The sequence below is a fragment of the Pseudomonas sp. S3_A03 genome, assembly GCF_054668275.1.
In genome coordinates this window covers 1,059,695-1,073,450 of record NZ_CP162753.1, presented here as the reverse complement: position 1 = coordinate 1,073,450, position 13,756 = coordinate 1,059,695, and the positions used below count along the sequence as shown (strand labels likewise).

Genomic DNA, 13,756 nt, shown 5'->3' with positions numbered 1-13,756 from the left:
CCTCGCGAACTGCGAGCTACTGCTCAACCTGTACAAGTACCTCAAGTATCCCCATTGAAAATTACCCTGACGTAAATGGAGGCTTCATGAAACTGGTCGGCATGCTGGACTCGCCCTACGTGCGCCGCGTAGCAATTTCCCTGGATCTTTACGGCGTCGATTTTGAGCATCAGCCACTTTCGGTATTCAGCACCTACGAACAATTCGCCAGGATCAACCCGGTGGTAAAGGCGCCCAGCCTGGTGCTGGATGATTCAACCGTGTTGATGGACTCAAGCCTGATTCTCGATTACTTCGAAGCGCTGGCTCCGGCTGATAGAAAGCTGTTGCCACAGCCAGCCAGCGCGCGAGCCCAGGACCTGCAATTGACGGGGCTCGCCCTGGCCGCTTGTGAGAAAACCGTACAGATCGTGTACGAACATAACCTGCGCCCCGCAGAAAAACTCCACGAGCCCTGGCTCGACCGGGTAACCGGCCAGTTGCTGGCAGCCTACTCGGCCTTGGAAAAACGCCTGGCCCATGCGCCGAATCAAGCCCTGACGCAAGGTGCCGTCAGCGCGGCAGTGGCCTGGTCTTTCAGCCAGTTCAAAATCGCCTCGATGGTTGACGCCGAGGCCTTCCCGCACTTGCAACTCCATGCCAGGCGTCTTGAGGAACACCCAGCCTTCAAGCGATACCCCATCGAATAAGCGCCCTGCAACGTACCGCGATCAGCAACACCTTCACGCCTATCGGCACCGGCCGTGACGCGGATGCAAAACCCGTGCGCCTGCAAGGCTCAGTCAGTTCTCCGGCAAGCTGACAGCGCCCGGCTGAACCTCAGCTGAAGGCAATGGTTATCGGGCTTAAAGCGTTTGATAAATACCCGCGCCTATTCAGATCATGGCAAGCCTGTTTCGCAAGGCTTGGCCGCTGGTATTCAACCTTCAGGAATATGCCGTTGACGTTCCCGATTCCCCAGTGTCTTTCAGCCCTCGTGTTAGCTGCCGCTGTGCTGGTAACGCCGGCTCTGGCGGCAAGCCATGCCGAGGGTTTTGCCAAAGACGTAACCGGCGGTGGCCAAGTTGCGGCCGTGCGCCCCGCCACACCGGCCGCACTGCAAAAGGCGCTGTGTGCAAGCTTCGACCCACGGGGCAACTGCACCGATGACACCCCGCGCGTCATCGCCCTGGACCATACGTTTGATTTTCGCGGTTCGGTTGTGTCCGACGGCAGCGCCACGGTCACAGAGGCCGGGTGCATGGCCAACGCCTGCCCCCACGGCGGCGGGCAATGGGCAATCGACGGCGCCAACCATTTTTGCCAGTCGAAACCGCCGGCCACGGTGACGTATGACAAGGCAGGGTTGCAGCGTTTGAAGATCGGTTCGAACAAGACCCTTATAGGCATAGGGGCTCATGCCGGTATCCAGGGCATGGGGTTGGTCATCGGCAGCGCCTGAGTGGCGATGACTACCGCCCTCGGGATGCTTCTGTGCTGGAGGCGTTCAAGACCTATCGTCAATACCTTGTTGCACCGCAGCCAGCCGACATTGCGCGAATTGCAGTGCGGCGCGATGCCGGTGCGGGCCACCTGGATTTGGCTAGCCACTGATGCGATGTCTACTGCTGCTCATGCTCTGCTCACTGGCGAGCCCTGCCTTCGCCGGTTCTGATCAATCGGCAACCATAAATCAGTCACCCCGCAGTTGACAGCGCGCGGCTGTTCGGCACAAGCGCCTTCTTTGACTATCTAGCGCAGCGGGTCGACGTGTTCGACGAACTCGGCCTGGAAACCCGCTCACCCTAAAGCCGTGTCTAAAAACATCATCACGGCAAATCCGAGCATCAAGCCGAGGGTCGCGGGTGTCTCGTGGCCATTGCGATGGGTTTCGGGAATAACCTCATGTGACACGACAAATATCATTGCGCCCGCTGCCAGCCCCAGGGCGACGGGATAGCCCAAGGCATATCCACTTGAAATGCCCAAGCCCACCACAGCGCCTATTGGCTCCATCAATCCAGAGCCGATGGCAATCAACATCGCGCGATACGCCGAGACCCCGGTGACACGCAATGCAAGCGCCACCGCCAAGCCTTCGGGTATGTCCTGATCGCGATGGCCGTGGTCAAGGGCACCCCTACTTTGAGGTCGCCATCGGCAAAGCTGACACCGATGGCCATACCTTCCGGGAGGTTGTGCAACGTAATGGCGAGTACAAACAACCACACCCGATTGAACCGTTCGGTATGCGGGCCTTTACGTCCGCTTTGCGAATGCTCGTGTGGAACAAAGCGCTCCAGGCCAACCATGAGCGCGACGCCCAGCCCCAGCCCTGCCACCACTACGCAGGCAGCCAAGACCTGATTACCCGTCATTGCCTGTGCGGCATCGATACCGGGAAGAATCAAAGAAAACGAACTCGCGGCGAGCATCATCCCGGCAGCAAAGCCGAGCATGGTGTCTTGAGTGCGTGAGCTGATGCTGCGTAGCGCTATCGCTGCGATTGCGCCTAAAGCCGTCGCGCTGAACCCGCTCAGGCCACCCAGGAGGGCAAAACGCAAATTGGACACATCGGCCTTGAACAGGGCGCTGTATCCGCAGACCAGCAGCAGTAGCATCACACTCAGGATCGCCGCCCAGAACAACGCGCCCGCCCATCCAAGCTCGAACGCACGACTTAAATGGCCACGCGAGGCTGACTGCGCGGACGTAGACCTATCAAGCATCGTTATCTCCTCGGTGGCGGGCGTATCGTTGAGGGTTCAATCACGCACTGAGTCGCTGTCATGGGATTTTACCGGCGGCTCCAAAGTTCCAAAGCGTTGCCCGCCTTTACGTTGTTCCGCCACTGTTTATAACGCTGCGCGTCGAACGGGCTGTTGGCACTTCACACGCGCACTTAAATGCTATCAATCTAATATTGCAGACGTTAATAAAGTTAGACGAAGCGGCACTGTTGCGCGGCGCTTGTATAAGTTTTTTCACCGAGTCGACCGTTCGTCGCCAATTCATCTCATTGCTCAAAACGTTTTCGCGGGCCGCGTTATCGGAGTAGATATCCATTAGCGAAGTGGATAACTAGCGAAACGACAACTCACCGATGGAGAAATACCATGACGACGAGTAATAAGAACCCGGGCAACTTCGCCAATGATCCTCAGAAAGCATCGGAGGCGGGAAAGAAAGGTGGCCAAGCGTCCGACGGTAACTTTGCAAACGACCGTGAGAAAGCGTCGGAAGCGGGCCGTAAAGGTGGCCAGAACAGCCATGGCGGCGGCCGTAAGTCCTCATAGCAAAGCGGCCCAGTCGCCCTCCTAGTTATCAAAGGGAATAAACGATGCGAACGACAGTGGATGGCCAACAAAGCGATTTTTATCGCAGATCGGTTATGGAAAGGCACGCTGAGACAAACACAAGCGGACGTTCTCATACGACGGCGAGTTATGAATACCAGCGAATGCCAGAAAGAACCGAAGTAACAGTAGGTGTTTCACACACACCCTCCCTTGTGCGAAAGGCACTTATAAGCAGTGCACACACAGTTGTTTAGTGTGGCTTTCGTAGCATTAAAGCGACGTAACCTAACCCACATAGCAACGAGGTAAATCAACATGAGTACTCAAGACAAGCAAGGCCAAATGAGCGTCAATGAAGCCGGTAAAAAAGGCGGCGAAGCTACGTCCGCTTCTCATGACAAAGAGTTCTATCAAGAGATCGGTAGCAAAGGCGGCCAGAACAGTGGCGGCAACTTCGCCAACGACCGTGAGAAAGCTTCTGAAGCGGGGCGTAAAGGTGGCGAACACAGCCATGGTGGCGGCCGCAACAGTTGATGTGCTGGATGCAGGGGAGCGGCGCTCCCCTGTCTTTATGGATGAGGGACACCATGCCTTTACACATTATCAACTTTACCGGACCGATCACCGCGTCGACCTGCAGCCAGCTTATCCAACAAGCCTCGCTGGCCGTGCAGCAAGACGCCTCTGGCCTGGTCCTGAACATTGCCACCATGGGCGGTGAATGCAGCTACGGTTTCACGATGTATAACTTCCTGCTGTCACTGCCGATCCCGGTACACACCCACAACCTGGGCACCGTGGAATCGATGGGCAATATTATTTTCCTGGCCGGTGAGCGCCGGACCGCCTGCAAGCACAGCAAGTTTCTGTTCCACCCGTTCCATTGGCATTTGCAAGGTTCTATCGACCATTCGCGCATGTCCGAATATGCGATGAGTCTTGACTACGACTTACAGTTGTACGCACGCATCGTCGCCGAGCGCACGCTGGATGCCGCCGAAAAACTGGAAACCGAAAAATACCTGATCGCCGCGCCGCGCATTCTCGACCCGCCGAATGCCATGACCGCCGGATTGATCCATGCCATCGAGCTGCCTGTTATCAAGGCAGAGTTCGTGAGTAGTTTCATACACTCCTAGTTATTCAGAGGGGAGCACGGCAATGAGTAACGGAACACGTCCATCATTATCGAGTACCGATAAGTGTGCCGTATGTTTCTCAGCGCGCAGCCTGCTCACTTAGAACCTCCAGAACTCCTGTTTTGCCCGTACTCAGTACGGGCTTTTTTTTGCCGACTGATAGAGGCCCTCTGTGGGCTTGAACCCGGTCAATCATCTTCGTGCAAGTGAGCATCCGCGCAAGGTAATCGCCCCGACTCTCCGCCGGCGATTCGTTCCGCCTGATCAATACCGCGTTTGAGCGCATCCCGCACTGTCCATTCAGCGCCCGGCAATTGTTGGCTGCGCTCGGCAACACACTGCCCCGTAGCGGTATAGACGCAGACCAACACTTCTATATCCGCGTCCGTACGCTCTCGCGCCCTGACTTCGATATGACAACCGTTTTCCACCTCTTGGGTAAAACACTCTTCTTTCAATTGCTTTTCGATCCAAGTGTTGTAGGCATTACCTCGAATAAACATAAGTCATCTCCCGCATCGTTAGTTGGCCGGCCGTTACGTGAGACCTGAATCCTTATCCGGGATTCCGTATTTTTTTGCACGAGATTCGAACAAGCGCTTATACAAAAGCACCCGCGTTTCGCTTGTTAAGCCGTTCGTCAGGCGAAGTAACAAATTGTTAAACCAACCCTTCACGTCCAATTCAAATTGTTCGGGTAAGGGGTTTTAACACGCACAGCGTCAGCGGTTCGCTTGAATGACTTGGGCATACAAGCGCAACGCACTCATCGCGGATATTTATCAACACAGGAGCACGGCATGAAACGCGCGAGTTATGGCCTGGCCTATATCGCCAGCCTCTTCTTATTAACCGGCTGCAATCTGGTGGTGTTCAACCCAAAGGGCCAGATTGCAACCGACGAGCGCAACCTGATTATCCTCGCCACCGGCCTGATGTTGCTGGTGGTCGTGCCGGTGATCGTGCTCACGTTCGTGTTTGCCTATCGCTATCGCGCGACCAACAAAAAAGCCCGTTACTCGCCCCGTTGGGCCAGTTCGCACAAAATCGAAGCCGTGGTGTGGGGCGTTCCGTTGCTCATCATCATCGCCCTGGGATGGGTGACGTGGGAAACCACCCACGCCCTCGACCCCTATCGCCCGCTCGACTCCGACAAACAACCGCTCAATGTTCAGGTGGTGGCCACTGACTGGAAGTGGCTGTTCATTTACCCCGACCTGGGTGTCGCCAGCGTGAACGAGCTTGCCCTGCCGGTGCATACGCCGGTGAGCTTTACCATCACGTCCGACGCCGCCATGACCTCCTTTTTCATCCCGGCCCTGGGCGGGCAGATCTACGCCATGGCCGGGATGCAGACCAAGTTGCACCTGATCGCCAACGAGACCGGCGAGTTCAGAGGCATTGCCGCCAATTACAACGGCCCCGGTTTTTCCGACATGCACTTCTCCACGCTGTCACTGAGCGACACCGACTTTCAAGCCTGGCTGACAAAGGTCAAGGGTGCGCCGACGCAGCTGGACCACACCAGCTATGCGCAATTGGCCAAGCCTAGCACCCGGCACCCGGTGACCTATTACTCGGCGGTACAGGAGCGGCTGTTCCTGGACATCGTCGACAAATATGAAGGCATGAACAAGGCCGACAAAACCCAGCGCCGCCAGACCCGGTTGAACAGCACCGGCGAGCGCGCGGATCACTACCTGGTGCAGGAGCGTTAACAATGTTCGGGAAAACTTTCGTGGGAGGCGATCCCAACAAGCGAGCCCATTGTGATGTACACGCTCGCCTTCGTTGGGCTGATCGGTGTGGCGTTGGTGGGGTCGATTACCTGGAAACGCAAATGGGGTTATTTGTGGCGCGAATGGTTTACCTCGGTGGACCACAAGAAAATCGGCTGCATGTACATCATCGTGGCGCTGGTGATGCTGCTGCGCGGCTTCTCCGACGCGATCATGATGCGTACCCAGCAAGCCATGGCCGCCAGCGGCGGGCCAGGTTACCTGCCACCTGAACACTACGACCAGATCTTCACCGCCCACGGCGTGATCATGATCTTCTTTATGGCCATGCCTTTCGTGGTCGGCTTGATGAATATCGTGGTGCCGTTGCAGATCGGCGCGCGCGATGTGGCCTACCCGTTTCTCAACGCGCTGAGTTTCTGGCTGTTCGTGGTCGGCGCGGCACTGGTCAACATTTCGCTGGGGGTGGGCGAGTTTGCGCGCACCGGCTGGGTTGCCTATCCGCCGTTGTCCGAGCTGGGTTACAGCCCCGGCGTCGGCGTGGACTATTACATCTGGTCACTGCAGATATCCGGCATCGGCACGTTACTCACGGGGGTGAATTTCTTCGTGACCATCCTGAAGATGCGCACCGAAGGCATGACCCTGTTCAAGATGCCCGTGTTCACCTGGAACGCACTGTGCACCTCGGTGCTGATCCTGGCGTCGTTCCCGATCCTGACCGCCACCCTGCTGATGCTGACCCTGGACCGTTACCTGGGCATGCATTTTTTTACCAACGAAGCCGGTGGCAACCCGATGATGTACGTCAACCTGATCTGGGCCTGGGGGCACCCGGAGGTGTACATCCTGATCCTGCCGGCGTTCGGGGTGTTTTCCGAGATCGCGGCAACGTTCAGCAGCAAGCGGCTGTTCGGCTACGTGTCGCTGGTGTGGGCAACGATCGCGATTACCGTGCTGTCGTTCATCGTGTGGTTGCACCATTTCTTCACCATGGGCTCGGGCGGTAACGTCAACGCGTTCTTCGGCATCATGACGATGATCATCGCCGTACCAACCGGGGTAAAAATCTTCACCTGGCTGTTCACCATGTACCGTGGACGGGTGCGCTTCGAGACGCCGATGCTGTGGACCCTGGGCTTTATCGTGACGTTCAGCATCGGCGGCATGACCGGCGTGCTGCTGGCCGTGCCCGGCGCCGACTTCATGCTGCACAACAGCCTGTTCCTGATCGCTCACTTTCATAACGTGATCATTGGGGGCGCGGTGTTCGGCTACATGGCCGGCCTGACCTATTGGTTCCCCAAGGCCTTTGGTTTTCGCTTGTACGACAAACTGGGGCGTATCGCATTCTGGTGCTGGCTCATCGGCTTTTATTTCGCCTTCATGCCCTCGTACGTGCTGGGCTTCATGGGCATGACGCGCCGCCTCAACCACTTCAACAACCCGGAATGGCGGCCCTGGCTACTGCTCGAACTGGTGGGCGTGGCGATTATCCTCTGCGGTGTCGCGTCCCAGGCCCTGCAACTGTTTGTCAGCATCCGCTACCGTCATCGCTATCGCGACCTCACCGGCGACCCTTGGGACGGCCGCACCCTGGAATGGGCCACCGCCTCTCCGCCACCGCTGGTACAACTTCGCCGAGCAACCCAAGGTCAGCGACCTGGATGCGTACTGGGGCATGAAGGAACGCGGCGTCAGCACCCTCAGCCACACCGACTACCGAAGCATCCACATGCCGCGCAACACCGCTTCGGGCTTGGTCATCAGCCTGTTCGCACTGGTCTGCAGCTTTGCCCTGGTCTGGCATATCTGGTGGTTGGCGGCCTTCGGCCTGGTGGCATCGGTGGTTGCATTCGTGGTGCGCAGCTACGACGAAGACACCGATTACTTCGTGCCCGCGCAAGAGGTCGCGCGCATCGAAAAGGCACGCCCTGAAAGACCTGGCAGAGGCTTGACCCATGTCCAACATCATCATCGAAACAGACGTTGCGCATACCCACGAACAAGGGCACGAAGACGCCGGTTCCCTGAGCCTGTTCGGGTTCTGGATCTACCTGATGACCGACTGCATCCTGTTCGCCACGTTGTTCGCAGGCTATGCCGTGTTGCGCGACAGCGTGGCCGGCGGCCCTTCGAGCGTGGATATTTTCGAACTGCCCTATGTGCTGGGTGAAACCATGCTGCTGCTGTTGAGCAGCATCACCTACGGCTACGCGATGCTCGCCATGAACCGTGGCCAGCAAGCCCAGGTCCTGCGGTGGTTGGGGCTCACATTTGTGCTGGGTGCGGGCTTTATCGCCATGGAGTTCAACGAATTCCACCACCTGATCGAAGAAGGCCATGGGCCGGACCGCAGTGCGTTCCTGACCGCATTCTTCACGCTCGTGGGCACCCACGGCGCGCACGTGCTGACGGGGTTGATCTGGATGGCGGTGCTGATGGCCCAGGTCTATCAACGTGGCCTGACCAACACCAATGCCACACGCCTCAGTTGCCTGAGTTTGTTCTGGCACTTTTTGGACGTGGTGTGGATCTGCGTGTTTACCGTGGTCTATCTGTTAGGGGTGGTGTGAAATGTACAAACAAAGTTCGATTCACAGCAGCGCCGGTACAAGCCATGGCAGCAGCCGTTCGTACCTGGTCGGGTTCCTCGTTTCGGTGCTGCTGACCCTGGTCCCGTTCGCCCTGGTGATGTTCCCGTCACTGCCGCGCACCGTTACCGCATGGCTGGTGGTGTCGCTGGGCGCGATACAAGTCATCGCCCACCTCAAGTACTTCCTGCACCTGGACACGGCGGCAGAACAACGCTGGAACTTGATCGCATTGGTTTTTTCAGTGGTCATCATTTTGCTGCTGGTGGGGCTCTCGCTATGGATCATGGACAATATTCATCACAATATGCTGGCGCACTGAAACACTGGATAGGGCTACTCAATGTCGGGGTTCAATTGACGAAGCCCGGCATCATTTTCGGTAACCTCGCGTCAGTGCTCGGCGGTTACTTCCTGGCCTCCAGCGGTCATTGGGTGGCACCGTTGCGTTTGCTGGCGACCCTGCTCGGCACCGCGCTGGTGATCGGTTGCAGCTGCGTGCTGAACAACTGCGTTGACCGCGACATCGACCGGCGCATGGTGCGCACCTGTCACCGGGCGCTGGCCCTGCGAGCGATCACGGTGCCCAGCGCCGTAAGCTATGCCCTTGCGCTGGGCATCGCCGGCTTCAGTTTGTTGTGGGCTGCCAGCAATGTGTTGGCCTGCATCCTGGCGATGGTCGGCGTGGTTATCTACCTGGGGGCTTATACCTACTGGTTGAAGCGACGGTCGCATTGGGCAACCTTGATCGGCAGCCTCTGCGGGGCGATGCCGCCCGTTATAGGTTATGCCGCGGTCACCGGCCGGTTTGATGCCACGGCGATGCTGCTGATCGCGGTGTTCGGCTGCTGGCAGATGCCTCATTCACACGCCATCACCGTGATGCGGCGCGAGGATTTTCGCGCGGCGCGCCTGCCCTTACTGACGCTGTCCCAAACCCACAGGCAAATACAGGCGTACATGCTGGCCTTCCTGGCCAACGCTGTGTTGCTGGGTGTGGTGGCCCAAATGAACGTGCTGTATTTCACCGTGGTAAGCGGCCTTAGCGCTTACTGGCTGGCACTCGCCAACAGCCCTGTGCGCCTGATTGATCCGACACGCTGGGCACGCACGTTATTTGGTTTTTCGATTCTGCTGATACTGGCTCTGGATCTTTCGCTGGCGTTGAACAGCGGGCGCCAAGGCTCACTTTCATGCGGGGTGCAGGCGCCCGCCATCATGCGGTCGGGCGCCTGACGCAACGTCAGCGCTTGGCCTCTTCATCGGGGGCCGCAGAGCGCTGCAGAAACGCTTGGGTGAGCTCGGGCAAATGTTCGCGCAACCAGTCAGCCATGGCGACTTCCTGCGGCAGGATCTTTTCACAGGCCGCTTTGGTTTCGGCGTCACCGGCCTCCTGCGCGGCCGCGATGAGCACCGTGTAGCTGGCGATCTCCATATTTTCAAATACGTAGCCGGCCATGGCGCCCTTGATGACCTCATCGCTCATCAGTGAGCCACCGACCGCCTGCCCGAACGCCATCAACTTGCCGCCGATGTCTTTGAGCGTCGAGGAGCTGCCGCCCAGGCGCGTCAGGCATTCGTCAATCAACCTCTGCTGGTCGAGAGTCTCTTCTATATGCTGGTCGATGCGGGCCTTGAGCCGTGGGTAGTGCTCCAGGCGCTCGGATTGTGCCTTGAGCATTTTTTCGGCCTGTTGCTCCATCGCATGCGCATCGCGTAGCCAGTCGAGCAGGTTTTCCTGTGGAGTTGCCATGTCGTTAATCCTCGTCAAAAAATGCTGAACCGCCGCACGCCGGCAAGCGTGCGGTTGCCTTGAGTCAAATGGCAGGCTTGGGCGGGATACCCGCCCCCAGGTCAGCCCCGGTAGTGGGGTCGCTGGCGGGGTCCGAGAGCGTGCGGATCTTCATCGCACTCAGTTGCGCTTCCTCGTCGGCGTCCAGTTGCACCGTGGCCATGCCGTCGCCGCCATCCACCGCGGGTTGCGGGTTTTCCACGAACGTCCATTCTTCGCCCTGGTTCCAGGGCCCGCGAACATTCCCTCGCCCTGCGACATGTTGAAGTACACCTGGGTGAACTCAGGCATGCCCGGCAACTTGCCTTGGGGAAATTCGGCTGAATCGCATGCAACGCCTTTTCAAAGGACAGTTGATGCGCGATCTCGCGCGTCATCAGGAAGCCCAGCGCCTCCTTGACGCCCGGGTCGTCCGTGACGTTCATCAGGCGCTCATACACGATTTTGGCGCGGGCTTCAGCGGCAATGTTGGAGCGCATGTCGGCGGTAGGCTCACCGATCGTGTCGATATAAGCCGCTGTCCACGGCACTCCGGCGCTATTGGTCAACGGCGAACCGGCGCCATACAGCAGGCTGGTGATATGCGAGTCATTGCCCGCGCCGTTAAGCGCGCGATACAACTCGCCCTCCTCCTCCACGCCCTCGGCCATGCGCCCCTTGGCGCCCTTGTTGAGCATCACGATGATGGATCCCACAACCTCCAGATGGCTGAGCTCCTCGGTGGCGATGTCCATCAACAGGTCTTTGCGCCCCGGATCGTCCTCGGCCAGCGCTTGGGTGAAATAGCGCGACGCTGCCGCCAATTCACCCTGAGCGCCGCCAAACTGCTCAAGCAAAAGGTTCGCCAACCCCGGGTTAGGCTCGGCCACGCGCACGGTGTATTGAAGTCGCTTGTTATGTAGAAACATGAACAAATCTCCTCAGGCTTATTGAAAAGGAGACGGCCCCTTGGAAGGCGCGCCTACTTTTATGTGAAGCGAGCACCCAGAGGAAATTTCAAAATAAAGCGACGCATTTCGACCAGTGGTTATGTGCTACAGGCCAAGCGAAACGGCGGCCCTGGCGTGCCGAGTGCCGTCAGCGTTATCGCTGATTGAACGCCTGTTTGGCCGCACCTTCTAATGCTTGCACTGCCTGAACCTGGCAAGCGCCCCCCATGCACACCTCGATCAATCGACCATGGAAGGTATCCGAAATGAACCACGCCACACTCCACGTACTCTGCCTGACTACCGCCGTTACTCTGCTCACAGCCTGTGCCGGCAATAACTCGGCCTCCAATGTCGTGGCGCCTGGTAAGGCGAAATCACCAACCCTGCAATCTCTCGACGCCGGGGCGGCGCTGCTCCAATCGCGCCCGCCCATCGATGCGCTGAACGCTTACCTGGACGGCTTCCACTTTTATAATGGCCACCCCGACGTGCAAATGGAGGCCCATCATTACTGCTCGGTGCTCAACGAAGAAGTGATCCAGTGCGTGATCTACGACGGCAATCGCAAGGATGCAAAGTTGATGGGCGTGGAATACATCATCAGCGAACCATTGTTCGGCACGCTGCCGGCCGCTGAAAAAGCGTTGTGGCACAGCCACGTGCATGAAGTGAAATCAGGCCAGTTGGTCGCACCCGGCATCCCCGAAACGGCCGAGCACGCCCTGATGGAAAAACTCGTGCATACCTATGGCAAGACTTGGCACACCTGGCATACCGACCTCAACAAGCGTCTGCCGCTGGGTGTCCCTCAGCTCATGATGGGGTTCACCGCCGACGGCCAGGCCGACCCGGGCATGGTCGCCGAGCGCGACCAGCGCATGGGCATCGACAGCGCCGAAAAAAAGCAGGCGCGCATCGACATCGTCGCGCCGCCGATCGCACCCGGCGCCGACGCATGGCGCCAGGGCACTGTCATCCAGATCATCGACCCGACCGCAACGGCCCATCAGCATTGAACGCGGCGCTGGCCATCCGAGCCTGCCCGGCACGTCAGTCGATCCAAGGGAACAACCGGTCGCGTGCAGCGTCATCATTAAAAACGCGGGGCATTTGGCCCCGCTATCGCGCATAAAGGATGGCAATCATGTTCGATAAAAAACCCCGCTACATCGTCAGTTTCATCCACGACAACCAGCCGCAAAGCCGGACGCTGGAGCATGACAGCGACAGCCTCGCAAAAACCGCGCTGACGCTGAACGGCTTTGGCTATCGCTGGTTTCGATGCCACGGTTCAGAACCACAGCAAAACCATCGCACCGACCAGCGCCAACACCGCGGATAACGCCGACACCTGAGTGGAGGTCAGCGCCAGCGCGCTGTCGCGGGAGCGGCCGACGAAACGGCCGCGAGTGCGGTGCAGTTCAGCGCTCAGCGGTTGGCACAAGTTGTCGCCGTGGTCGCCGCTCTCATCTTCCTGGCTCATTTGGCCCGGATAGCACTGCCGCGCGAGCATATGATCGAGCAGCCCCGGGATCAGGCAACTGCCGACAATCGCCTTGATGCTTTCCATGCCCAGCCACAACTCGCGCGGCGTGCGCCGCACCACACTGAAGATCGCCCGAGCGGCCACGTCGGGGTCGTGGATGGGTGGCACCGGTTGCGGGCGTTTGTCGAGTTTGTTGCGCGCCCAGTCGAACTGCGGCGTGTTGATCGCCGGCAACTGCACCATGCACACACGAATGCGACTGCGCTCGTGCAGCAGCTCACAACGCAGCGCGTCGGTAAACCCGCGAACGGCGAACTTGGCGCCGCAATAAGCCGATTGCAAAGGAATGGCGCGATAGGCCAGCGCCGAGCCCACCTGGATGATCACGCCGCTATTGCGCGGGCGCAGCAATTTCAAGGCGGCCAGCGTGCCATTAACGGTGCCCAGGTAAGTGACGTCGGTGACGCGGCGGATTTCCTGCGCGGTGAGTTTTTCAATGGGTGAGAACGCCGTGACCATCGCGGAATTTACCCACACCTGCAGCGGGCCCAGTTGCGCCTCAAGCGCAAGGGCCGCCGCTTCAAGCGCCTGCGCATCGGCCACATCGACACTTATCGCCGTGACCGCCTGGCCGTACTGCGCCAGCTCTTCGCGCGTTGCCGCCAGAGCGGCCTCATCGCGTGCCAGCAGGCCGATGCGGTAACCGGCGGCGGCGAAACGATGCGCCGTGGCCCGCCCTACCCCCGCGCTCGCACCGCAGATCACCACCAGGCCGTTGTTCTGCTGATCCATTGCC

13 protein-coding genes and 4 pseudogenes are annotated in these 13,756 nt (G+C 58.8%); 12 read left to right on the top strand and 5 right to left on the bottom strand.

What is annotated here, in order from left to right:
- Window positions 1–86: 86 nt before the first annotated feature.
- Complete coding sequence (locus AB4O25_RS04640; RefSeq protein ID WP_017529083.1) at window positions 87–689, top strand: glutathione S-transferase; 603 nt, start codon at window positions 87–89, stop codon at window positions 687–689.
- Window positions 690–934: 245 nt separating this feature from the next.
- Window positions 935–1,432, top strand: a pseudogene (locus tag AB4O25_RS04635) (pectate lyase); the annotation flags it as partial.
- A 347-nt stretch (window positions 1,433–1,779) separates the two neighbouring features.
- Here the strand turns inward: AB4O25_RS04635 and AB4O25_RS04630 are convergent.
- Window positions 1,780–2,624: pseudogene (locus AB4O25_RS04630) on the bottom strand (ZIP family metal transporter); the annotation flags it as partial.
- 471 nt (window positions 2,625–3,095) lie between these two features.
- On the opposite strand from AB4O25_RS04630, the gene AB4O25_RS04625 reads away from it, so the two are divergent.
- The 3 genes from AB4O25_RS04625 to AB4O25_RS04615 all read left to right on the top strand — a co-directional run bounded on the left by AB4O25_RS04625 (window position 3,096) and on the right by AB4O25_RS04615 (window position 4,417).
- Entirely contained in the window at window positions 3,096–3,275 is a 180-nt protein-coding gene (locus AB4O25_RS04625; RefSeq protein WP_460150570.1) for a con-10 family general stress protein, read from the top strand.
- 318 nt (window positions 3,276–3,593) lie between these two features.
- Window positions 3,594–3,812, top strand: coding sequence for a con-10 family general stress protein (locus tag AB4O25_RS04620; RefSeq protein ID WP_116078836.1), 219 nt, complete (start codon window positions 3,594–3,596; stop codon window positions 3,810–3,812).
- A 53-nt stretch (window positions 3,813–3,865) separates the two neighbouring features.
- Window positions 3,866–4,417 (top strand): ATP-dependent Clp protease proteolytic subunit, encoded by a 552-nt coding sequence (locus tag AB4O25_RS04615; protein WP_065879113.1) that lies wholly within the window; start codon window positions 3,866–3,868, stop codon window positions 4,415–4,417.
- Window positions 4,418–4,605: 188 nt separating this feature from the next.
- On the opposite strand, the gene AB4O25_RS04610 is transcribed toward AB4O25_RS04615, so the two are convergent.
- Complete coding sequence (locus AB4O25_RS04610) at window positions 4,606–4,920, bottom strand: hypothetical protein (protein WP_068931822.1); 315 nt, start codon at window positions 4,918–4,920, stop codon at window positions 4,606–4,608.
- Between the two features lie 297 nt (window positions 4,921–5,217).
- Between AB4O25_RS04610 and cyoA the strand changes: the two genes are divergently transcribed.
- The 5 genes and pseudogenes from cyoA (at window position 5,218) to cyoE (ending at window position 9,986) form a co-directional block, all read left to right on the top strand.
- Complete coding sequence (gene cyoA / locus AB4O25_RS04605; protein WP_017529076.1) at window positions 5,218–6,135, top strand: ubiquinol oxidase subunit II; 918 nt, start codon at window positions 5,218–5,220, stop codon at window positions 6,133–6,135.
- 54 nt (window positions 6,136–6,189) lie between these two features.
- Window positions 6,190–8,114, top strand: a pseudogene (gene cyoB / locus AB4O25_RS04600) (cytochrome o ubiquinol oxidase subunit I).
- A 3-nt stretch (window positions 8,115–8,117) separates the two neighbouring features.
- Window positions 8,118–8,732 (top strand): cytochrome o ubiquinol oxidase subunit III, encoded by a 615-nt coding sequence (cyoC, locus tag AB4O25_RS04595; protein ID WP_068931820.1) that lies wholly within the window; start codon window positions 8,118–8,120, stop codon window positions 8,730–8,732.
- A gap of 1 nt (window position 8,733) precedes the next feature.
- Window positions 8,734–9,072, top strand: a complete 339-nt coding sequence (cyoD, locus tag AB4O25_RS04590; protein ID WP_116078841.1) for a cytochrome o ubiquinol oxidase subunit IV — start codon at window positions 8,734–8,736, stop codon at window positions 9,070–9,072.
- Between the two features lie 35 nt (window positions 9,073–9,107).
- Window positions 9,108–9,986, top strand: a complete 879-nt coding sequence (gene cyoE / locus AB4O25_RS04585; RefSeq protein ID WP_263290895.1) for a heme o synthase — start codon at window positions 9,108–9,110, stop codon at window positions 9,984–9,986.
- Window positions 9,987–9,993: 7 nt separating this feature from the next.
- On the opposite strand, the gene AB4O25_RS04580 is transcribed toward cyoE, so the two are convergent.
- Window positions 9,994–10,503, bottom strand: a complete 510-nt coding sequence (locus tag AB4O25_RS04580; RefSeq protein ID WP_065879118.1) for a ferritin-like domain-containing protein — start codon at window positions 10,501–10,503, stop codon at window positions 9,994–9,996.
- A 64-nt stretch (window positions 10,504–10,567) separates the two neighbouring features.
- Window positions 10,568–11,450, bottom strand: a pseudogene (locus AB4O25_RS04575) (manganese catalase family protein).
- 287 nt (window positions 11,451–11,737) lie between these two features.
- On the opposite strand from AB4O25_RS04575, the gene AB4O25_RS04570 reads away from it, so the two are divergent.
- Window positions 11,738–12,490 (top strand): OBAP family protein, encoded by a 753-nt coding sequence (locus AB4O25_RS04570; protein WP_116078844.1) that lies wholly within the window; start codon window positions 11,738–11,740, stop codon window positions 12,488–12,490.
- A gap of 128 nt (window positions 12,491–12,618) precedes the next feature.
- On the top strand, window positions 12,619–12,816 hold the full coding sequence (locus AB4O25_RS04565; RefSeq protein ID WP_460150569.1) for a hypothetical protein: 198 nt from the start codon (window positions 12,619–12,621) through the stop codon (window positions 12,814–12,816).
- Here the strand turns inward: AB4O25_RS04565 and AB4O25_RS04560 are convergent.
- Complete coding sequence (locus AB4O25_RS04560) at window positions 12,766–13,752, bottom strand: SDR family oxidoreductase (protein WP_135196289.1); 987 nt, start codon at window positions 13,750–13,752, stop codon at window positions 12,766–12,768. The genes AB4O25_RS04565 and AB4O25_RS04560 overlap by 51 nt on opposite strands.
- Window positions 13,753–13,756: the final 4 nt, after the last annotated feature.